This is a genomic window from Cellulomonas sp. ES6, assembly GCF_030053835.1.
In the GTDB taxonomy this organism is placed as follows: Bacteria; Actinomycetota; Actinomycetes; order Actinomycetales; family Cellulomonadaceae; genus Cellulomonas.
Genome location: NZ_CP125655.1, coordinates 799,267 through 820,447, shown reverse-complemented (window position 1 = coordinate 820,447; position 21,181 = coordinate 799,267). Strand labels below are relative to the sequence as shown.

Below are 21,181 nucleotides of genomic sequence, written 5' to 3'. Positions count from 1 at the left end.
GGGATGAGCCCGAGCGACGCCCCGGCCCCGCAGCGGTCGCGCCGGGCCCCGGGCGTGCCGGACCGCGTGCGCCGGGTGCTGCTCCGCTGGGGCCTCGGGTCGCAGGGGGCGCTGACGCTCCTGCTCGTCGGGCTGACCCTGCTGGCCTCGGCCGGCATCGTGCTGGCCCGGCCGTGGTTCCCGCCGTCGACGTTCGTCCTCATCGAGCTGCTCGGGGCGTTCCTGCTGCGGCTGCGGGGCATGGTGGTGCTGTGCGCCGCGATCGTCGCGCAGGTGCTGGCCATCCCGCTGGCCGGCCTGGGGGTGTTCACGCCGGGGACGTTCGTGCTGCAGGGCATCGCGGTCGCGGCCGTGCTCGCGTTCGCGACGCACCGGGAGCGGTTGGGGCTGCAGGGCGCACCGGGCGGCCTCATGATCGTCGACCTGCGCGACCGCCTCGCGGCGCACGGCGTGGTGCCGGCGCTCCCGGACGGCTGGTCCGTGCAGACGGCGCTGCGGTCCGCCCACCGGGAGGCGTTCTCCGGCGACTTCGTCGTGACGGCCACCCGGGAGCACGGCCGCGTGCTCGAGCTCGTGCTGGTGGACGTCTCGGGCAAGGGCCAGGGCGCGGGCGTGCGGTCGCTGCAGCTCTCGGGGGCGCTCGCCGGGCTGGTGGGGCAGCTCGAGAGCGCGGACTTCCTGCCGGCCGCGAACGCGTACCTGCTGGGCCAGGCGTGGGAGGAGGGGTTCGCGAGCGCCGTGCACCTGTCGGTCGACCTGGCGACGGGTGACTACGAGGTGGCGTCCGCGGGGCACCTCCCGCCGGTGCACCTGCACTCCGGGTCCGGGGTGGTGGAGCTGCTCACCGTGCCGGGCGGCCCGGTGCTGGGTGTCGTCGAGGGCGCGCGGTTCCCGCGGGTCGGCGGGCGCATCGACCCCGGGGACGCCCTGCTGCTGTACACCGACGGGCTGGTGGAGACGCCGGGCGGCGACCTGGACCTCGGCATCGACCGGCTCCGGGGTGCCGCGGAGGACGTGCTGGCGACGCGGCGCGGCGGCGCGGACGACGTGATCGCGCGGATCGGCGCGAGCGAGGGCGACGACCGGGCGCTCGTCCTGGTGCGCCGGGACTGACGGCCGTGGACGAGGACTACCTGGAGGCCGTGCTGGACGTCGTGGGGGCGATCCCGCCGGGGCGCGCGATGACGTACGGGCTGGTGGCCGAGGTGGTGCAGGACCGCCTCGTGGCGTCCGGGCTCCCCGCGCGCGGCGGCCCGCGGCAGGTGGGCCAGGTCATGGCGCGCGGCGGCAGCGGCGTGCCGTGGTGGCGGGTGGTGAACGCGGCCGGGTCGCCGCCGGCGCACCACGCCGTGGCGGCCCTCGAGCGGCTGCGGGAGGAGGGCACGCCGCTGACCGCGGACGGGACGCGCGTCGCGCTGCGGCGCGCCGTGTGGTTCCCCGACGACCCGCCCGCCGGAGACCCGCCCGCCGGCGACCCGCCCGCCGGCTGAGCGGGCGGTCAGCCCCGCAGGTCCCGCCGCCGCACGGCGGCCAGGGCACCGGCCGTCAGCGCGACCGCGACCGCCGTCAGGGCGACCAGCGGCGCGAGGTCCAGCGCGGCGGCGGGCACGGCCGGGACCAGCCCGAACGGCGCGACGTCCAGCACCGCGTCCGGCAGCCCGAGCACCGGCCCGTACACCCCGACGACCACCGAGGCGACCAGCAGCGCCCACCCCGGCCACGCCGGCGCCCCGGTGCCGTGCAGCAGGGCGGCGAGCGCGGCGAACGCCGCGACGACCGGCAGGTGGGCGAGCGAGGCGAGGGTGCACGCGGTCACCGCGCCGTCGACCGCTCCCGCCGCCCCGAGGCCGAGACCCAGGCCGCTCGCCAGCAGCAGCACGGTCGCCCCCGTGACCGCGACGCCGAGCTGGGCGCCCAGCCACGCACGCCGGTCGACGGACGCCGCGAGCACGGCGGACGCCCGGCCGTCGGTCTCCTCGCGGCGCAGCCGCCCGACGACCGTGACCGCGTACACCGCGACCGCCATCGCCAGGATCCCCAGGAACGTCGAGACGGTGCGCAGCACGAGGTCGTCACCCGGGGCGGACCCGAACGCCTGCGCGAGCTGCGGCTGGTCCGCGAAGCTGTCGACCACGCCCTGCGTCATCGACCCGGTCAGCGCGGCGAAGGCGAGCAGGGAGACCGCCCACCAGGCCAGTCCCGCGCGCTCGAGGCGTGCGGCGAGGCCCACCGGACCGGCCAGCCACCGGGAGGCGCGGGCGGCCCCGCGGCGCTCGGGGACGAGCCCGGCGCCGACGTCCCGGCGGGCGGCGAGCGCGGCCGCGACGGCCAGGAGCACCGCCGAGGTGACGACGTGCAGCAGCAGCGGCCACCACCGCAGGTCGACGAAGGCCCGCGTCTGCTGGGCCCAGCCGACCGGGGACGCCCACGAGAGCGCGCTGCCGCCGGTCCGCCGCGCGTCGCCGATGCCGCGGAGCAGGAACGCGAGGGCGAGGACGGCGCCCGCCGACCCGCTGGCGGCGCGGGCGCCGGTGGTGAGCTGCGCGGTCACGGCGGCGACCGTGCCGAACGTGACGCCGACCGCCGCGACGCCGAGGGCGACGGCGGCGCTGTCGCGCGCGTCGAGGCCGTTCGCCGTCAGCGCGCCCAGCAGCCCCGCCGCCACCGCGGCGTCCGCGACGAGCATGACGGCGAGCGCGGCGGCGAGCGGCGCGGCCCGGCCGACCACCCCGGCGCGCACCAGGTCCGTGCGCCCGTCCTCCTCCTCCGCGCGGGTGTGACGCACCACCAGGAGGATCGACATGAGGGCGGCGGCCACGGCGAGCATGCCGAGCATCTCGTTGGCGATCATCACGCCGAACGTGTAGTCGTCGAGCCCGTACCCGGGGCCGGTCAGGAGGGCACCGGACGGCTCGCGCATGATCGCGGCGCGGGTCTGGCGGGCGGCGGCGTCCGGGTAGACGGTCGGCACGACGGCGCCGAAGTACGCCACGAGCCCGCCGAGGGACAGCGTCCACACCCCGATCCGGACGCGGTCCCGCCGGAGGGCGAACCGGGTGAGGTGACCGGTCCCGGCGAGCGGGCCGCCGGGGGCGGGTCCCGTGCGGCGGGGCCGGGTCGCCGCGGTCGTGGCGGTCGCGGCGGTCACGACGACGCCCCGGCACCGGCGCTGCTGCGGCCGTACTGCTCGACGAACAGCTGCTCCAGCGAGGGCGGTGCGGTGGTCAGCGCGGTCAGCCCGAGCGAGGCCAGCGCGGCGGTCACGGGGGAGAGCGCCTCGGCGTCGACGGACAGGTGCACCGTCCGGCCGTCCACCCGCACGTCGTGCGTCCCGGGCAGCGACGCGACGGCGCCGGGGTCGCCGGTGACGGTCGCGGTGACCGTCGTGCGGTGCAGGTGGCGCAGCCCGGAGAGCGTCCCGGTCTGCACCGCGCGCCCGTCGCGGATGATCGTCACGCGGTCGCAGAGCCGCTCGACCTCGGCCAGGATGTGCGACGACAGCAGCACGCTGCGGCCCTCGTCCCGGGCCCGCGTGATGCACTGCTGGAAGACCAGCTCCATGAGCGGGTCGAGGCCGGCGGTCGGCTCGTCCAGCACCAGCAGCTCCACGTCGGAGGCGAGCGCGGCGACCAGCGCGACCTTCTGGCGGTTGCCCTTGGAGTAGGTGCGGGCCTTCTTCGTGGGGTCGAGGTCGAACGCGTCCAGCAGCTCGGCCCGGCGTGCCGGGTCCGCGCCGCCCCGCAGCCGCGTGAGCAGGTCGATCGCCTCCCCGCCCGTGAGCTTCGGCCAGAGCGTCACGTCGCCGGGCACGTACGCGAGCCGGTGGTGCAGCGCGACCGCGTCCGCCCACGCGTCGCCGCCGAGCACGCGCACCGTCCCGGCGTCCGGGCGCAGCAGGCCCAGCAGCACCCGGATCGTGGTGGACTTGCCGGCCCCGTTCGGGCCGAGGAACCCGTGCACCTCGCCCGCCTCGACCCGCAGGTCGAGCTCGTCGAGGGCGCGCACGGGGCCGAAGGACTTGGTGAGCCGGACGACGTCGATCACAGCGGGCACGGGGATCACGGGCTTTCGTCGCGGGGCCGCGCCGGGGCCGGCGGGCGGGACGGTGGGCGGGGTCGGACGGGTGGGCGGGCTCGGACGGGTGGGCGGGGCCGGACGGGCGCGGGGTGGGCGCCCCGGGGACGACGCGGACGCCGGGGCGCACGGACGGGTCAGGCGGCGGGCGGCGGCGCGTGGCCGCCGGCCGGCGGTGCGCCGGCGTGCCCGACGTAGGCGTCGAGCAGGGCGCGGTCGGCCAGCAGCCCCTCGGTGTAGACCTCGAGCGCGGGCAGGGTCGCCGCGTCGGCGTACGCGCGCAGCGCCGGGCCCAGCCCCTCGGGGCCGGCCGGGTGCAGGCTGAGGTGCACGAGGAGGGCCCCGATGCCGCTGAGCGCGAGCCAGCGCGCCCGCGCCTCCTCGTCGCGGCTGGGGCGGATGGTGCCGGCCGCGACCCCGTCCGCGAGGTACTGCCGGGCGTCGGCCACGAACGTCTCGACGAAGCGCTGCGCCATGCCGCCGCCGTCCTGGAGGCTCCGGACCGCGTAGGCCGCGAGCGGTGCGAACGACTCGACCCGGGCGAGCGCCGCGAGCACCGCCCCCGCGCCTCCCGGGCCGAGCGCCTCGGCCTTGTGCGACGCGATCGACGCGAGGACGTGCTCGTCGCACGCCTCCCGCAGCCGCTGCTTGCTGCCGAAGTGGTGCAGCACGAGCGCGGGGCTGACGCCGGCGTCCTCCGCGACCGTGCGGACGCCGGCCCGGAACCCGTCGCGCCCGAACCGCGCCACGGCGGCGTCCCGGATGCGGGCGCGCGCGGTGAGGTCGTCCGGGCCGGCGACTGAACGCATGTTCAGGATGCTAGCCAGCCGTTCAGCCGGGCGCAACGGACCCGCGCGCACCCCATCCGGACGCCGACGAGGGCGGACCCCTCGGGGGTCCGCCCTCGTGCCGCGTCCGGTGGCGGCCCGGGCCGGCGGTGACCGGCGCCCGGCCGCCGCCGGCCCGTGATCAGTGCGCGACCACCGCCGCCTCGGCCGCCACGACGGCGGGTACCGCGGCCGCCCGGGCGCGGCGGTCGGCCAGCCGGCGGAACAGCACGGCGGTGAGGACGGCGCCGCCCGCGAAGATCCCCGCGGACCACGTGTACGCGGTGTCGAAGCTGTGCAGCGCCGCCTCGGCGAGCACCTCCGGCGTGGCCGGGGCGTGCGCCGCGACGTAGGTGGTCGCCGCGGTGGCGGCCAGCGTGTTGAGCAGCGCCGTGCCGATGGCGCCGCCCACCTGCTGGCTGGTCGAGACCAGCGCCGAGGCGGCCCCGGCCAGGCGCGGCTCGACCCCCAGCGTCGCGAGCTGGAACGACGCGGGCATGATCGAGGCCATCCCGACTCCCATGAGCACGAGGCCCGGCAGGACGTGCGCGTAGGTGCTGTCGGTCTCCAGCGTGGTGAGCGTCAGCATCGCCCCGGCGGCGAGCAGCATGCCGATCGGGACCAGCACCTTCGGGCCGAAGCGGGGGATGAGCAGGTTCGACTGGATCTGCGCGGTGACGATGATCGACACGACCATCGGCAGGAACGCGACACCGGTGCGCATCGGGGAGTAGCCGAGCGTCGACTGCAGGTAGTACGTGAGGAACAGGAATACCCCGAACATCCCGGAGCCCGCCACGAGGATCGCGAGGAACGACGCGCCGCGGTCCCGGTCCAGCACCACGTCCAGCGGCAGCACGGCGTGCGACGCGGTCCGCTGCCGCAGCACGAACCCGACGAGCAGGACGACGCTCGCGGCCAGGGGGCCCCACGTGGCCGGGGAGTCCCAGCCCTGCGGCTCGGCCTGCGAGAAGCCGAGGACCAGCGCGAACAGCCCCGCGGAGCCGAGCAGCACGCCGGGCAGGTCGAGGCGGTGGCCGGCCGTGCCCCCGGCCCGGGGGAGCAGCGCGATGCCGGCGGCCAGGGCGACGGCGGCGATGACGACGTTGACGTACAGGTTCCAGCGCCAGTCGAGGTTCTCGGTCAGGTACCCGCCGAGCAGCAGGCCGATGGCGCCGCCCATGCCGGCGATCGCGCCGAACACGCCGAACGCGCGCGCCCGCTCCCGGGGGACGGTGAACGTGGTGGTCAGCACGGACAGGGCGGAGGGCGCGAGCACCGCGCCGAACACGCCCTGGAGCGCGCGGGCGGCGACGAGCAGCTCGAACGACCCCGCGGCCCCGCCGAGCGCGGACGCGACCGCGAACCCGACGAGCCCGATGAGGAACATGCGGCGCCGCCCGAACATGTCGGACAGCCGCCCGCCGAGCAGCAGCAGGCTGCCGAACGCTAGGGCGTAGGCGGTGACGACCCACTGGCGGTCGTTGTCGGAGAAGCCGAGCTCGGCCTGCGCCGAGGGCAGGGCGATGTTCACGATGGTCGCGTCGAGCACGACCATGAGCTGGGCGAGCGCGGCGGTCGCGAGGACGAGCCAGCGCCGCGGGTCGGGTGCCGGCAGGGCGGCGTCGGGTGTGGACACAGGTGTGCTTCCTCAGGACGTCGGTGTGGGGATGGGACGACGGTAATCCAAGACCGCCTAGTTCCGAAACCCATCAGTCTCGATTTGTCTCCGGGGGGCGCGGCGGGCACAATGACCGCGACGGAGAGGAGCGGGCATGACAGCGCGTGGCGACGACGCGGACGTCGCGCTGCCCGCGCCCGCGCCGGCCTCCCGCCCCGGGCGCCCCCGCGACGAGGCGAAGGACGAGGCGATCCTCAGCGCCGCGCGCGAGCTGCTGCGCGAGCGCGGGTACGCCGGCATGACCATGGACGCCGTGGCCGAGCGGGCCGGCGCCGGCAAGGCCACCGTCTACCGCCGCTGGTCGTCCAAGGTGCAGCTCACGGTCGACAGCATGCTCTGCGCCAAGCAGCTCACCATCGACGAGGTCCCGGACACCGGCTCGCTGCGCGACGACCTGCTGGCCGTGGCCACCCGCGCCTCCCGGCTGAAGAACGACGACCTCATGCACGGCGTCATGTCGGCCATCCGCGAGGAGCCCGAGGTGGCCGCCGTCTTCCACGAGCAGTTCGTCGCGAGCCAGGCGCGGCTCATGCGGGACGTCCTGGAGCGCGCCGAGCTGCGCGGCGAGACGTCGCCCGACGCGGACGTCGAGATGATCACGGCCGTCGCGCTCGCGATGGTGCACTACCGCAAGGTCGTCGCGCACCGGCCGATGGACGCGGCGTTCGCCGCGCGCCTCGTCGACGCCGTGATCCTGCCGCTCGCGACCGGCCGGCTGACGTCGGCCGCTGAGCGCGAGGCCGTCGCGGCCGACGCCTGAGGCGGCGTCGGCCGCGGTCCGCCGGCCCCAGCCGGGACGCCGCCGGGCGACCCGCCGGGGCGGACCCGGCCCGGCGGCGCCGCGCGTCAGCCCGGCGCGCGCCGGGAGCTGATGACCCCCGTGTCGAACCCCGCGAGGTGCAGCCCGCCGTGGAACCGGGCGTGCTCGATCTTCACGCACCGGTCCATGACGACGGTCAGCCCGGCCTCCTCGCCGCGGCGCGCGACGTCCTCGTGCCAGGACCCGAGCTGGAGCCACAGCGCCCGGGCGCCCACCGCGAGGGTCTCGTCGAGCACCGTCGGCAGGTCGTCGTGGCGGCGGAACACGTCGACGAGGTCCGGCACCACCGGCAGCGCGTCGAGCGACGGGTAGACGGGCAGGCCGAGGATCTCCGTCTCCCGCGGGTTCACCAGGTACAGGTCGTACGGGGAGCTGGAGCGCAGGTACGTCGTGACGAAGTACGACGCCCGGGACGGGTTGTTCGACGCTCCCACGATCGCGATGGAGCGGGTGCGGCGCAGCAGCGCGAGCCGCTCCGGGGCGGACGGGCCCTGCCAGGTGCGGGTCGCGGTGCTCATCGGGTGGCCTCCGGGAGGGCGCAGGCGTCGGCGGTCCCGACGGCGGGGACGGGGAGGACGGCCTGACGGCCGGGGGAGCCGCGGCCGTCGTCGGTGGCGTCGTCGGGGGCGGTCGCGACCCTCAGCGCCTGGTCGAGGTCCCAGAGGATGTCCTCCGGGTCCTCAAGCCCCACGCTGATGCGCACCAGGTCCTCCGGGACGCCCGCGGCCTCGAGCTGCGCGGCGGACAGCTGCTGGTGCGTGGTGGACGCGGGGTGGATGACGAGCGTGCAGGCGTCGCCGACGTTCGCGAGGTGGCTCGCGAGCTGGAGCGCCTCGATGAACCGGCGCCCGACCTCACGGCCGGATCGCTCGGGCGTGGCCGCCAGCCGGAACGCGAACACCGACCCGGGGCCCAGCGGCAGGTAGTGCACGGCCCGCTCGTGGTGCGGGTGGGACGGCAGCCCCGCCCAGTGCACCGCGCCCACGCGGGGGTCCGCGTCGAGCCACTCCGCGACCGCGCGGGCGTTCGCCAGGTGCGCGTCGAGCCGCTGCGGCAGGGTCTCGACGCCCTGGAGGAGCTGGAACGCGGACTGCGCCGACAGCGTCGGGCCGATGTCCCGGAGCTGCTCGGAGCGCAGCTTGGTGAGGAACCCGTACTCGCCGAAGTTCCCCCACCAGGACACGCCGTTGTACGACGGCACGGGCTCGGTCATCTGCGGGAACTTCCCGTTGCCCCAGTCGAACCGGCCGGACTCGACGACCACGCCGCCCAGCGTGGTGCCGTGCCCGCCCAGGAACTTCGTCGCCGAGTGGATGACGATGTCCGCGCCGTGCTCGATGGGTCGCACGAGGTACGGGGTCGACAGCGTCGCGTCCACGACCAGCGGGATCCCGGCGGCGTGCGCGACCTCGGCCAGCCCAGCCAGGTCCGCCACGTCGCCCGACGGGTTCGCGACCACCTCGGTGTACAGCACCTTCGTCTCCGGGCGGATCGCCGCGGCGAAGTCGGCCGGGTCGGTGCCGGGCACGAACGTGGTGTCCACCCCGAACCGGCGCAGCGTGACGTCGAGCTGCGTGACCGTCCCGCCGTAGAGCTGCGCGGAGGCGACCACGTGGTCGCCGGCCCCGACGAGCGCGGCGAACGTCACGAACTCCGCGGCCATCCCGGACGCCGTCGCCACGGCACCGATGCCGCCCTCGAGCGACGCGATGCGCTCCTCGAACGCCGCCACGGTGGGGTTGCCGATGCGGGAGTAGATGTTCCCGTACTTCTGGAGCGCGAACAGGTTGGCCGCGTCGGTGGTGTCGGCGAACACGAAGGACGTCGTCTGGTAGATCGGCACGGCGCGCGCGCCGGTCGCGGCGTCGGGGATCGCCCCGGCGTGCAGCGCGCGGGTGCGGAAGCCGAAGCGGTGCTCCTCGGTGGTCATGCGGGCAGGGCCTCCTCGGCCGTCGTGGGGTGGGGGCGGGCGGCGCGGGGCAGCAGGGCGGCCACCTGCTCCACGGCCCAGGGGTTCTGCAGCGAGGTGCTGTCGCCGAGCGGCCGGCCGTCGTGCAGGTCGGCGAGCAGGCGGCGCAGGATCTTGCCCGAGCGGGTCTTGGGGACCTCCGGGACGAGGACGACGTGCCGCGGCTTGGCGACCGGCCCGATCTCGCGGGCGACCTGCGCCCGCAGCTCGTCGCGCAGCGCGTCGGCGGCGGCGCGCCACGCGGCGACGTCCTCGACGGGGCCGGGTGGCACGGCCGGCACGACGAACGCCGCGACGGCCTGCCCGCCCACCGCGTCCGCCACGCCGGCGACACCGGCCTCGCCGACCGCGGGGTGCGCGACGAGGGCCGACTCGATCTCGATGGTCGACAGCCGGTGCCCGGCGACGTTCACGACGTCGTCCACCCGGCCCAGCAGCCACACGTCGCCGTCGGCGTCCCAGGACGCGCCGTCGCCCGCCAGGAAGTACCCCTGAGCGGCGAACGGCCGCCAGTAGGAGTCGAGGTACCGCTGCGGGTCGCCCCACACGGTCCGGGCCATGCCGGGCCACGGGCGGTCGATCACCAGGTACCCGCCGGACCCGCGCGGGACGTCGGCGCCGTGCTCGTCGACCACGCGGGCGGACAGCCCCGGCAGCGGTCGCGTGGCCGAGCCGGGCTTCAGCGTCGTCACACCGGGCAGCGGGGCGATCACGGCCGCGCCCGTCTCGGACTGCCACCAGGTGTCGACCACGGGCGCCCGGTCGCCGCCCAGCTCGCGGCGGAACCACACCCACGCCTCGGGGTTGATCGCCTCGCCGACCGTGCCCAGCAGCCGGATGCTCGACAGGTCGTGGCGGTCCGGCAGGCCGTCGGGGAACCACGTCATGAACGTCCGGATGAGGGTCGGCGCCGTGTAGTACACCGTGACGCCGTACCGCTCGATCACCTCCAGGTGGCGCTCGCGGTGGGGCGTGTCGGGCGTGCCCTCGTAGATCACCTGCGTGAGGCCGTTGGTCAGCGGGCCGTAGATCTCGTAGGTGTGCGCGGTCACCCACGCGAGGTCCGCGGTGCACCAGTGGACGTCGTCCGGCTTGGCGTCGAACACCGCCCAGTGCGACCACGACGCGTGCGTGAGGTAGCCACCCGTGGTGTGCACCAGGCCCTTCGGCTTCCCGGTGGTGCCCGAGGTGTAGATGATGAACAGCGGGTGCTCGGCGTCGAACGCCTGCGCCTCGTGCCGGTCGGAGGCGGTGTCCACGACGTCGTGCCACCAGACGTCGCGCCCCGTGGTCCAGGCGACGTCCTGCCCGGTGCGCCGCACCACCAGCACGTGCTCGACGTGGTCCAGGCCCTCGACCGCGGCGTCGGCGGCGGACTTCACCTCGACGGCCTGCCCGCGGCGGAACTGCCCGTCGCTGGTGACCAGCAGCTTCGCCCCGGTGTCCTGCACCCGGAACCGCACCGCCTCCGCCGAGAACCCGCCGAACACCAGCGAGTGCACCGCGCCGATCCGGGCGATCGCCAGCGTGACGATGACCGTCTCCGCGATCACCGGCAGGTAGACGACGACCCGGTCGCCCGGCCCGACGCCCAGGTCGGTGAGGGCGTTCGCCGCCCTCGCCACCTCGCGCTGGAGGTCCGCGTACGTGTACGAGCGGCGGTCGCCGCGCTCGCCCTCCGCGTGGATGGCGACCTTGTCGCCGCGGCCGGCCGCGACGTGCCGGTCGACGCAGTTCACCGCCGCGTTGAGCCGGCCGCCGACGAACCAGCGCGCCTCCGGCACGGTCAGCTCGCCGTCCGGGCCGGGCACGGCGGGGGACCAGGTGTGCGCGGTGTGCCAGGGCTCCGCCCACTCCAGGCGGCGGGCGGCGTCCTCCCAGAACCCCACCGGGTCGGCAGCGGCGCGCTCGCGCAGGGCGGCGTCCGCCGCGGGGTCGACGTTCCAGCCGCCGGCCACCCCGACGGGGCGGTCGGGCGCCGGGTAGGTGCGGGTCTCGGACTGCAGGGCCGTGAAGGTCACGACCACCTCCTCAGCAGGCGCTTCTCGGCCAGGCCGATCAGCGCGTCGGTCGTCTTGCCCAGCAGCGCCAGCAGCACGATCGCCAGCAGGATCCGGTCGACGCGGCCATTCTGGCCGGAGTCCGTGAGCAGGAACCCGAGACCCATCGACGACGCGATGAGCTCCGCGGCGACCAGGAACAGCCACGCCTGTGCCATGCCGAGCCGGAGGCCCGCCACGACCGCGGGCAGCGCCGCGGGGAGCTGCACGCCCCCGAGCAGCCGCGGCCCGCGCAGCCCGTACGCGCGCCCGGCCTCGACCAGGTGCGGGTCGACGTGCCGCAGCGCGGCGACCACCGTCGTGTACACCGGGAAGAACGCGCCGATCGCGACGAGCGTGATCTTCGAGTCCTCGCCGAGCTTCAGCCACAGGATCAGCAGCGGCACCCACGCGAGGGACGGCACCGCCCGCAGCGCGGCGAGCGCGGGCTCCAGCAGCGCACCCGCGAGCCGGGACAGCCCGACCAGCGACCCCAGCGCCAGCCCCAGCGCGGCGCCCGCCAGGAAGCCGAGCAGCACGCGCTGCGTCGAGATCGCCACGTACGGGCCCAGCAGGCCGCGCTCGGCGAGGTCCACCGCGGCGGTCCACACCGACGCGGGGCTGGGGAGCTGGTACGGCGCGACGCGCCCGGTCGCCGTCGCCCACTGCCACGCGAGCAGCAGCAGCGCGGGCACGACGAGCCCGAGGGCCACGCGCACCGGACGCCGGGCGAGCGGCCCCGCGGCGCGGGGCCCGGAGGCCGCCCCCGGGCTGAACGGGTTCCAGCCCGGGCGGACGCGGCCGCGGTCGTCGGTCACCGGGGCGGACGTGCCCGCGACGGTGGCGGTGCCGAGCACGGAGGACATGGCGGTCTCCTCGGGAGGGGTGGGGCCGGCGGCCGCGGGTGACGCGGCCGCCGGCGGGGGGTCAGTCCGCGATCGTGGACGGGTCGGCGGCCTCGGCGAGCTGCGGGTCGAACAGCCCGTCGAGCGCGGTGTCGATGAGGTCCTGCGACGCCACGTCGCCGGACTCCACGAAGATCGGCCCGACCACGTCGAGCACCGCGCGCTGCGCCTCGCCCGGCACCGGGTCGATGTCGAGGGTCGTGCGCTCGGTGATGACCGTCTGCGCCACGGCCGGGTCGATGCCGGCGACGTCGGCGAGGATCGCCGCCACCTCGTCGGGGTTCTCCTGGGCCCACGCCCGCGCCTTCTCGTAGGCGTCCACCACCAGCTGCGCCAGGTCCGGGCTGGCGTCGAGGAAGTCCTGCGTGGCGTTGAGGAACCCGTAGGTGTTGAAGTCGACGTTCCGGTACAGCAGCGTCGACCCGGCCTCCGCCTCGCTGGCGGCCATCAGCGGGTCCAGGCCCGCCCACGCGTCCACGGAGCCGTTCTCGAGCGCGGCCTTGCCGTCGGCGTGCTGGAGGTTCTGGACCTCGACGTCCGCCGGGTCGACGCCCGCGGCGTCCAGCGACTGGAGCAGGAAGAAGTACGGGTCGGTGCCCTTCGTGGCGGCCACCGACCGGCCCGCGAGGTCCGCGACGTCGGTGATGTCCGAGCCCGCCGGCACGACCAGCGCCGACCACTCGGGCTGCGAGTAGATGTCGATGGTCCGGATGGGGGAGCCGTTCGCCCGGGCCAGCAGCGCGGCGGAGCCGGCCGTCGAGCCGACGTCGATCGCGCCGGCGCGCAGCGCCTCGTTGGCCTTGTTGGAGCCGGCCGACTGCACCCACTCCACCGCGACGTCGTCGCCGAGGGTGTCCTCCAGCCAGCCCTGGTCTTTGATGACGAGGCTCAGCGGGTTGTACGTGGCGAAGTCCAGCGTGAGGGTGTCGGCGCTCCAGCCGGAGTCGTCGCCCTCGGGCGCGGAGCCGGCCTGCGCCTCGCCCTCGCCGGCGACGCAGCCGCCGAGCAGCAGGGTCGCGGCGAGCACGGAGGCCACGGCGGCGGCGGGGCGGCGCACGGCGGTGCGGGGTCGGGCGGTCATGTCGGTCGTCTCCTCGGTGGGTGGGGTGCTGCCCGCGGGGGCGGGCGGGGCGTGCGGGGTGTGCGGGTCAGATGGCGTGGTGCAGGTCCGGGTCGTGCACGTGGTGGTGGGTCGGGACGCCGAGACCGTCGAGCAGCTCGGCGCGCAGCTCGGCCAGCCGCGCGTCGGCGCGGTCCCGCGGGCGGGCTCCCGGCACGCGCAGCACCCGGCGCACCGACGTGCCCCCCGCGTCCGGGGTGCCGAGCAGGACGACGCGGTCCGCGAGGAACAGCGCCTCCTCGACGTCGTGGGTCACCAGCAGGACGGTGGTCGGGCGCTCGGCGTGCACGTCGAGCAGCAGGTCCTGCATCCGCAGCCGGGTGAGGGCGTCCAGGGCCCCGAACGGCTCGTCGAGCAGCAGCACCGCCGGCCGCCGGGCGAGGGCCCGGGCGAGCGAGGCGCGCTGGGCCATGCCGCCCGAGACCTGCCGGGGACGCAGGCCCGCGGAGCCGGACAGCCCGACGAGGTCCAGCAGCCGCGCCACCTGGTCGCGGGCCTCGCGCCGCGGCGTGCCGCGGGGGAGCCCCAGCGCGACGTTCTGCGCGATCGTGCGCCACGGCAGCAGCCGCGGCTCCTGGAACGCGACGGCCGTGCGCGGGTCGAACGGCGCGACCGGCGACCCGTCCAGCAGGATCACGCCCGCGTCCGGCCGGTCCAGGCCGGCGACCTGGCGCAGCAGCGTCGACTTGCCGCAGCCGGACGGGCCGATGACGGCGACGACCTCGCCGGCGGCGACGTCGAGGTCGACGCCGGCGAGCACGGTGCGGGTGCCGGTCGGCGTGGGGAACGCGCGGCCGACGCCGCGCAGCCCGACCGGGCGGGCGGTGCCGGCCGGGGCGGGTGCGGCGGGTGCCGAGGACGCGGCGGCGTCGGCGGTGGTGGCGGCGTCGGGCGCCGTGGTGGAGCGGGTGGGGGAGGTCATGCGAGGTCCCGGGTCGTCGGGCCACCGGCGGTGGCGGGCGGCGGTGCAGGGCGGGTGGTGCAGGGCGGGTGGCGCGGGGCGGGCGCTGCGGTGCCCGGCGGCGCCCGTGGCAGGCAGCGCCGGGGCCCGCGGGCAGGCGCCTGCTGGCGCCGGGTCGGCGGGCCGACTGCGGCGGCCGACCGGCGCGTCGTGCGCGGTGCCGGCGGTGCCGGGCCCGTGCGTGCCGTGGCCGGGGCCACCGGTCAGGGTGGACGGCGGGTCCGGCGGTGCGGCCTGTCGGGCCGGGTCCGGCGGGACCCGGGGCGTCCGGGGCGGTGCCGGTCGGGCACCGCAGTGGGCGGCTCCTGCGCGGAGCCGGGGTCACCGGGTCCGGTCAGGCGGCGCGACAGGCCCGCGGACAGCGCGGACAGCTCGCGGCGGCGCGGCGACAGCGGCCGGGCATCGGCAGGCCCGGGCGCTGGGTCGTGCTGGGGTGCGTCGACCGGGCCACGGGCCGCCTCCTCTCGTTCGCCTGCGAGATGTCTCGCGATGTGAGACGTATGCGTTCACGCCTCGGGATCGACGCCGACAGTAGCGGGCCGCGCGGGCGCACCACAACCCCGGCGCGCCGGGAACCTGCTGCGGCGAGCGGTGCGGAGCGGGGCTCAGCGGCGCGCGGCACCGAGCACGACGTGGCACGCGAGCCCGGCGAGCAGGCCCCAGAACGCCGCCGAGATGCCCGCGACGGTCACCCCGGACACGGTGACGAGGAAGGTGACGGCAGCGGCCTCCCGGTGCCCGGCCGTCCCGAACGCGCCGCCCAGCGACGCGGCGAGCGTGCCGACCAGCGCCAGACCCGCCGCGGCGGCGATCAGTCCTCCCGGCGCGGCGAGCGCGACCGCGGCCACGGCCGACGCCCCGGCGCCCAGCACGACGTAGCCGGCACCCGCCACCACGGCGGCCCGCCAGCGCCGGCGGGGGTCGGGCCCGGCTGCCGGGCCCGCCGCGAGCGCGGCGCTGATCGCCGCCAGGTTGATCGCGTGGCCGCCGAACGGCGCGGCGAGCGCCGTGCCGAGACCGGTCACGAGCATCACCGGGCGCAGCGGGGCGGTGTACCCGAAGCCTGCGAGCACCGCGACGCCCGGGATGTTCTGCGACGCCATCGTCACGACGAACAGCGGCACGGCGACCGACACGACCGCGGCCCAGGACGGCTGCGGCGTCGTCCAGGCGAGGGTCGGGAGCAGGCTCGCGGGGTCCAGGTGGCGCACCGCCGGCGACGCCACGGCCAGGCACACGGCGAGGCCCATCGCCGCTGGGGTCGCCCAGCGCGGCGCCAGGCGCAGCAGCACGAGCCACACCAGCACGACGGGCCCGACGAGCAGCGGGCGGTCAGCGACCGCGCGCACCGGCTCCAGGCACAGGTCCACCAGGACACCCGCGAGCATCGCGTTCGCCAGCGGCACGGGGATCAGCCGCACCCAGCGCTCGAGCCGCCGCCACAGCCCCACGGCGGCGAGCAGGGCGCCGCACAGGACGAAGCCCGCGACCGCCTCCGGCCAGCTCCCGGCGGCGGCACCGGTCCCCGCCAGCAGGGCGGCGCCGGGCGTCGACCAGGCCACCGTGATCGGCAGCCGGGTCCGCCACGCCAGCAGCAGCGTCGCGGCGCCCATCGCGACCGTGACCGCCAGCAGCCCGGACGCCGCCTGCGCGGGGCTCGCCCCGACCGCCCGGAGCCCGCCCAGCACGACCGCGAACGCGCTGGTGAAGCCGACGAGCGCCGTGACGACGCCGGCCGACACGGCCGTGGCGGTGTCGCGCGGCGCGGCGCGCCCCTCCGGCGCGACCGTCTCCAGGGGTGGCGGGGTGCTCACGCGGCGGACCGTAGCCGAGCCGTGTGTCGGCGACGTTGCGGGCGCCCCGGGCGGTCAGCCGTCCGTCGGTGCCCCCGGCCCCAGCAGGGCGGCGATGTCCGGCAGCTGCTCCGGGCTCGCCTGCACCAGCAGGGTCGTGACGACCGTGCTCTCCCACGCGCGGGCCTGCGCCCGCACCGCGTCGGGCGGCCCGACCAGCGCGATGTCCTGCACGAGCTCCGTCGGGACCGCGGCGGCCGCCCGCGCGCGGTCGCCGGCCCGGTAGTGCGCCTGGATCTCCGCGCACGCCTCCCCGTAGCCCAGGCGCTCCAGGGCGTTCGCGTGGAAGTTGGCGCCCCGGGCGCCCATGCCCCCGGCGTACAGCGCGACGAACGGGCGCACCGCGTCGGCGGCGGTCTCGACGTCCGGCGCGAGCACCACCGGCACCGTGGCCGTGACCTCGAACTCCTCGACGGGCCGGGTCCCCGCCGCCCGCCGGGCGAAGCCCTCCGCGAGCAGCTCCCGCATCTCCCCGTCGAGCCGCGGGGTGCAGAACAGCGGCAGCCAGCCGTCGGCGATCTCCGCGGCCAGGGCGACGTTGCGCGGCCCCTCGGCGGCGAGGTGGATCGGCAGGTCGGCGCGCAGCGGGTGCACGGTGGACCGCAGCGCCTTGCCGAGCCCGCTGCCCTCGCCCTCGGGGAGCGGCAGCCGGTAGAACTCCCCGTCCGCCCGCACCGGCGCCTCGCGGCGCAGCACGTCCCGCACGATCGCGACGAACTCCCGGGTGCGCGCCAGCGGTCGGGGGTAGGGCAGCCCGTACCAGCCCTCGACCACCTGCGGGCCGGACACCCCGAGCCCGAGCGTGAACCGCCCGCCGGACAGGTGGTCGAGCGTGAGGGCCGCCATCGCGGTGGCCGTCGGGGTGCGGGCCGCGATCTGCGCGACGGCGGTGCCGAGCCGGACGCGCGACGTCGCGGACCCCCACCAGGCGAGCGGGGTGAACGCGTCGGACCCGTATGCCTCGGCGGTCCAGACGGAGTCCAGGCCCAGCCGGTCCGCGTCGCGCACCGCCTCGGCGGCGCCCGGGGGCGGGCCGGCGGACCAGTAGCCGGTGTGGTAGCCGAGCCGCATGCGTGCCTCCTCGTCGGCGCGCTCGCCGCTGAGCGCGCGTCGGGCCCATGCTGCCCCATGCCGCCGGGCGGGGCCGGACGGGGCCGGACGGGGCCTTCAGGCGGTCTCGGTGCGCTTCCGGTCCGCGAGCGTCGTGAGCAGCGCCGCGCCCGTGGCGGCGTCGTCCACCGTCACGACGAACGACCGCCCGCGGGTGCGGCCCACCTCGATGGCCTCGCCGGTGCGGACCACGTAGCCCACCTGCCCGTCCAGGCCGACGCGGAACCCCCAGCCGCCGAACTCCCGCAGCGGGCGGACCTGCCGGACGGTCACGGACTCCACCTCGTCGAGCGGCACGTGGAAGCGGGGCCAGCCCAGGGCGGACCGTGCGCTGAGCCCGCGGGCGTCCACGGTGACGACGATGACGGTGCTCGTCAGCACGAGCAGGAGCAGCGCGAGGACCAGCAGGATCAGCGCGGGCATGTCGAGCACGGCGACCAGGACGGCGACGGCGAGCGTCGCGCCGCCTCCGACGCCGAGCGCGACGCGGCTGACGACGCGGCCGGTCCAGGCCGCGCGCTCCTGGGCGCCCAGCGGCAGGCGCGCGCCGGCCAGCGGCACGTGCCCGGCGGACGCGGGTACGGGGGCGTCCCCGGGGGCGGCCCAGGCGCACAGGCCGCCGGCGACCAGCCCGGCGGCGAGCGCGAGGCCGATCACGGGGTCGACGTCGGGGGTGTCGGCCGCGTCGGTCAGGCCGCGCTGCAGCCACAGCGTCCCGCCCAGGACGAGCGAGCCGAACACGGCCAGGCCGGTCGCCGTGCCGACGGCGATCCGGCGCGTCATCGAGTCCCGGCCCCGCAGCACCGCGAGCAGCCACATCGCCACGGTGAGGGTGCCGAACACCCCGAGCATGAGCGCGAGCGTCCCGCCGACCGACCCGTACCCGTCGGGGCGGTCCTGGCCGAAGTGGACCGCGACCGGGTCGGGCAGGTCGTCGCGCCACGAGGTGACGACCAGCGCCGTCGCCACCAGCACCGTCAGCCCCGGCACCAGCCCGAGCAGCGTGGTGGACAGCCGGTGCGGCACCGGCGGCCGTGCGGGCGTCCGGGCGGCGGTGGCGCGCGGGTCGGTGGCGGTCATCGGGTCTCCTGCGGGGCGAGGGCGTCCTTGACGAGGCTGAGGGTGGTGCTGGGGGCGAGGCCGGCCGAGCCGGCGGCGGCGACGAGCGCCGCGACCGCGTCGTGCACGGGCGCGAGGTCGGCCGGCGGCCGGTGGGAGACGACAGCCCCGCGTCCGCGCCGGAGGTCGAGCAGCCCCTCGTCGCGCAGGTCCTGGTAGGCCCGCAGGACCGTGTGGAGGTTGACGTCGAGGGAGGCGGCGAGGTCCCGCGCCGACGGCAGGCGGGTCCCCGGGCGCAGCTCGCCGTGCAGCACGCCCGCACGCACCTGGGCGGCGAGCTGCGCGAACAGCGGCTCGGCGGAGGTGGGGTCGATGCGGAACAGCACGAGGCCACCCTAGTTGTTCGATGACAACTAGAACAAGTGAGCGGCCGCACGGCCGTGAGCCCTAGGGTGTGCCCCGGGGCGTGCCGCACGTCCCGCCAGCCGCACGGAAGGACGCCCACCATGCCCGGTGCAGCCCACCACATCGCCCTCGTGGCGCACGACAACAAGAAGGTCGAGCTGCTGCGGTGGGCGGAGTTCAACCGCGGCACGCTCTCGCGGCACCACCTCTACGCCACCGGCACCACCGGCACCATGATCGAGTACGAGCTCGGCCTGCCCGTGACGCGGCTGCTGTCCGGCCCGGTCGGCGGCGACCAGCAGATCGGCGCCAAGATCGCCGAGGGCCTCATCGACATGCTGATCTTCTTCTGGGACCCGCTGGAGCCGCAGCCGCACGACCCGGACGTCAAGGCGCTGCTGCGCATCGGCGCGGTGTGGAACGTCCCCATGGCGAGCAACCGCGCCACCGCGGACATGCTGATCTCGAGCCCGATGCTCGCGGAGCGGTGGACGCACCGGCCCGAGCTCACCCCCCGCGGCTGGGACGGCAGCGCTCCGACGGAGTGACGCGACACCGCGAGCCGGCCCCGTCCGGGGGTCGGCTCGCGGTGCGTCAGGTCGCGCGGTGCGTCAGATGTAGATCGCCGGGTCGTCGACCTCGGGCTCCGGGGGAGCGGACGCCGGGCGCTGGCGGATCCTCGCCGGCACCCCCACGGCGACGGCCCCCGGCGGCACGTCCTTGAGCACCACCGCGTTCGCCCCGACCTGCGCGTCGTCGCCGATCCACACCGGCCCCAGCACCTTCGCCCCGGCGCCGACGACCACGCGGTCGCCGACCGTGGGGTGCCGCTTGCCCCGGCGCATCGTCTTGCCGCCGAGCGTCGCCCCGTGGAACAGCACGACGTCGTCGCCGATCACCGCCGTCTCGCCGACCACCACGCCCATGCCGTGGTCGATGAACAGCCGCCGCCCGATGGTCGCGCCCGGGTGGATCTCCACCCCGGTCACGGCGCGGGACGCCTGGGACAGCAGCCGGGCCGGCAGGCGCAGGCCCGGCCGCTGCCACAGCCGGTGGGCCACCCGGTGCACCCACACCGCGTGCAGGCCCGGGTAGGCGAGCGCGACCTCCAGCCCCGACCGCGCGGCCGGGTCGCGGCGCTGGGCCGCGTCCAGGTCCTCGCGCAGCGTCCGGGCGAACGCCCGCAGGCGGCGCCAGTGGTCCGACGCGCCGCGGGGGCCGCCGGCGACGGGCCGCCCGGCCGCGGGCGCCGGGCGCACGGGGGACGGCACCCCGCGCGCCCCCTCGGGGCGGGAGGCGCCGTCCGGGCGCGGCAGCCGGGTGGTGGAGGTCATCGCGATCGTCCGATCAGTCCAGGAGGTCGGCGTACAGGATGGAGGACAGGTAGCGCTCGCCGAACGACGGGATGATCACGACGATCAGCTTCCCCGCGTTCTCGGGGCGCTTGCCCAGCTCGATGGCCGCGTGCAGCGCCGCGCCGGACGAGATGCCGACGAGCAGGCCCTCCTCCTTCGCGGCCCGGCGGGCCACGGCGACCGCGGTCTCGGCGTCCACGTCGATGATCTCGTCGTAGACGCCCGTGTCGAGGATCTCGGGCACGAAGTTGGCGCCGATGCCCTGGATCTTGTGCGGGCCGGGCTGGCCGCCGTTGAGGATCGGCGACTCGGCGGGCTCGACGCCCACGATCTGCACGCCCGGCTTGCGCTCCTTGAGCACCTGCCCGACGCCGGTGATCGTGCCGCCCGTGCCGATGCCGGCGACGAGGATGTCGACCTCGCCGTCCGTGTCCGCCCAGATCTCCTCGGCGGTCGTGCGGCGGTGGATCGCCGGGTTCGCCTCGTTCGCGAACTGGCGGGCGAGGATGGCGCCCGGCCGCTCCTGGACGATCTCGTTCGCCCGGTTCACCGCGCCCTTCATGCCCTCGGCGGCCGGCGTGAGGATCAGCTCCGCGCCGTACGCCCGCAGCAGGGCGCGCCGCTCCTTCGACATGGACTCCGGCATGGTCAGCACGACGTCGTACCCGCGCGCGGCGCCGACGAACGCGAGCGCGATGCCGGTGTTGCCGCTGGTCGCCTCGACGATGGTCCCGCCCGGCTTCAGCTCGCCGGACGCCTCGGCGGCGTCGACGATCGCCACGCCGATGCGGTCCTTCACCGAGCTCGCCGGGTTGTAGAACTCGAGCTTGCCGACGACCGTCGCCCCGACACCCTCGGTCAGCTTGTTGATGCGGACCAGGGGGGTGTTGCCGATGAGCTTCGTCGCGTCGTCGTAGATGCGTGCCATGTCGCGTCCGTCCTTCTCTCGTCAGGTGGTGGGAGTACCGGGGATGACGGGTCCTGCAGCGCACGGCACGGGCGG

The 21,181-nt window shown here is 76.6% G+C and carries 19 protein-coding genes and 1 pseudogene; 4 read left to right on the top strand and 16 right to left on the bottom strand.

Going from position 1 to position 21,181, the window contains the following annotated elements; all coding sequences use genetic code 11:
- Positions 1-3: 3 nt before the first annotated feature.
- Both P9841_RS03905 and P9841_RS03900 read left to right on the top strand, forming a co-directional pair.
- Positions 4-1,113 (top strand): PP2C family protein-serine/threonine phosphatase, encoded by a 1,110-nt coding sequence (locus tag P9841_RS03905; RefSeq protein ID WP_283320789.1) that lies wholly within the window; start codon positions 4-6, stop codon positions 1,111-1,113.
- 5 nt (positions 1,114-1,118) lie between these two features.
- A complete protein-coding gene (locus P9841_RS03900) occupies positions 1,119-1,490 on the top strand; it encodes an MGMT family protein (protein WP_283320788.1) in 372 nt (123 codons plus the stop codon).
- 8 nt (positions 1,491-1,498) lie between these two features.
- Here the strand turns inward: P9841_RS03900 and P9841_RS03895 are convergent, their stop codons facing one another.
- The 4 genes and pseudogenes from P9841_RS03895 to P9841_RS03880 all read right to left on the bottom strand — a co-directional run bounded on the left by P9841_RS03895 (position 1,499) and on the right by P9841_RS03880 (position 6,540).
- A complete protein-coding gene (locus P9841_RS03895; RefSeq protein ID WP_283320787.1) occupies positions 1,499-3,148 on the bottom strand; it encodes an ABC transporter permease in 1,650 nt (549 codons plus the stop codon).
- Positions 3,145-3,999: pseudogene (locus tag P9841_RS03890) on the bottom strand (ABC transporter ATP-binding protein); the annotation flags it as partial. The gene P9841_RS03895 and the pseudogene P9841_RS03890, both read right to left, overlap by 4 nt.
- A 212-nt stretch (positions 4,000-4,211) precedes the next feature.
- Positions 4,212-4,883, bottom strand: a complete 672-nt coding sequence (locus P9841_RS03885; protein ID WP_283320785.1) for a TetR/AcrR family transcriptional regulator — start codon at positions 4,881-4,883, stop codon at positions 4,212-4,214.
- A gap of 160 nt (positions 4,884-5,043) precedes the next feature.
- Positions 5,044-6,540 (bottom strand): MFS transporter, encoded by a 1,497-nt coding sequence (locus tag P9841_RS03880; RefSeq protein ID WP_283320784.1) that lies wholly within the window; start codon positions 6,538-6,540, stop codon positions 5,044-5,046.
- Between the two features lie 136 nt (positions 6,541-6,676).
- Between P9841_RS03880 and P9841_RS03875 the strand changes: the two genes are divergently transcribed.
- On the top strand, positions 6,677-7,342 hold the full coding sequence (locus P9841_RS03875; protein ID WP_283320783.1) for a TetR/AcrR family transcriptional regulator: 666 nt from the start codon (positions 6,677-6,679) through the stop codon (positions 7,340-7,342).
- 86 nt (positions 7,343-7,428) lie between these two features.
- On the opposite strand, the gene P9841_RS03870 is transcribed toward P9841_RS03875, so the two are convergent.
- The 10 genes from P9841_RS03870 to P9841_RS03825 form a co-directional block, all read right to left on the bottom strand.
- A complete protein-coding gene (locus tag P9841_RS03870) occupies positions 7,429-7,920 on the bottom strand; it encodes a CoA-binding protein (RefSeq protein ID WP_283320782.1) in 492 nt (163 codons plus the stop codon).
- Complete coding sequence (locus P9841_RS03865) at positions 7,917-9,332, bottom strand: O-acetylhomoserine aminocarboxypropyltransferase/cysteine synthase family protein (protein WP_283320781.1); 1,416 nt, start codon at positions 9,330-9,332, stop codon at positions 7,917-7,919. Before P9841_RS03865 ends, P9841_RS03870 begins: the two co-directional genes overlap by 4 nt.
- Entirely contained in the window at positions 9,329-11,392 is a 2,064-nt protein-coding gene (acs, locus tag P9841_RS03860; RefSeq protein WP_502848411.1) for an acetate--CoA ligase, read from the bottom strand. The genes P9841_RS03865 and acs overlap by 4 nt, the downstream gene beginning before the upstream one ends.
- Positions 11,389-12,276, bottom strand: coding sequence for an ABC transporter permease (locus tag P9841_RS03855; protein ID WP_283320780.1), 888 nt, complete (start codon positions 12,274-12,276; stop codon positions 11,389-11,391). The genes acs and P9841_RS03855 overlap by 4 nt, the downstream gene beginning before the upstream one ends.
- A 61-nt stretch (positions 12,277-12,337) precedes the next feature.
- A complete protein-coding gene (locus P9841_RS03850; protein WP_283320779.1) occupies positions 12,338-13,396 on the bottom strand; it encodes an aliphatic sulfonate ABC transporter substrate-binding protein in 1,059 nt (352 codons plus the stop codon).
- Positions 13,397-13,463: 67 nt separating this feature from the next.
- Positions 13,464-14,357, bottom strand: a complete 894-nt coding sequence (locus P9841_RS03845; protein ID WP_283320778.1) for an ABC transporter ATP-binding protein — start codon at positions 14,355-14,357, stop codon at positions 13,464-13,466.
- Positions 14,358-15,001: 644 nt separating this feature from the next.
- Positions 15,002-16,210 carry a benzoate/H(+) symporter BenE family transporter gene (locus P9841_RS03840; protein ID WP_283320777.1) on the bottom strand — a complete coding sequence of 403 codons (1,209 nt, stop codon included), beginning with the start codon at positions 16,208-16,210 and terminating at the stop codon, positions 15,002-15,004.
- A gap of 54 nt (positions 16,211-16,264) precedes the next feature.
- Entirely contained in the window at positions 16,265-17,320 is a 1,056-nt protein-coding gene (locus tag P9841_RS03835; protein ID WP_283320776.1) for an LLM class F420-dependent oxidoreductase, read from the bottom strand.
- A 96-nt stretch (positions 17,321-17,416) separates the two neighbouring features.
- Complete coding sequence (locus P9841_RS03830; RefSeq protein ID WP_283320775.1) at positions 17,417-18,439, bottom strand: DUF1648 domain-containing protein; 1,023 nt, start codon at positions 18,437-18,439, stop codon at positions 17,417-17,419.
- Complete coding sequence (locus tag P9841_RS03825; protein ID WP_283320774.1) at positions 18,436-18,804, bottom strand: GntR family transcriptional regulator; 369 nt, start codon at positions 18,802-18,804, stop codon at positions 18,436-18,438. Before P9841_RS03825 ends, P9841_RS03830 begins: the two co-directional genes overlap by 4 nt.
- Positions 18,805-18,924: 120 nt before the next feature.
- On the opposite strand from P9841_RS03825, the gene P9841_RS03820 reads away from it, so the two are divergent.
- Positions 18,925-19,371, top strand: coding sequence for a methylglyoxal synthase (locus P9841_RS03820; RefSeq protein ID WP_222171968.1), 447 nt, complete (start codon positions 18,925-18,927; stop codon positions 19,369-19,371).
- Between the two features lie 63 nt (positions 19,372-19,434).
- Here P9841_RS03820 and epsC read toward each other — a convergent pair whose 3' ends face one another.
- Both epsC and cysK read right to left on the bottom strand, forming a co-directional pair.
- On the bottom strand, positions 19,435-20,157 hold the full coding sequence (gene epsC / locus P9841_RS03815; RefSeq protein WP_283320773.1) for a serine O-acetyltransferase EpsC: 723 nt from the start codon (positions 20,155-20,157) through the stop codon (positions 19,435-19,437).
- A gap of 13 nt (positions 20,158-20,170) precedes the next feature.
- On the bottom strand, positions 20,171-21,106 hold the full coding sequence (gene cysK, locus P9841_RS03810) for a cysteine synthase A (RefSeq protein ID WP_283320772.1): 936 nt from the start codon (positions 21,104-21,106) through the stop codon (positions 20,171-20,173).
- Positions 21,107-21,181: the final 75 nt, after the last annotated feature.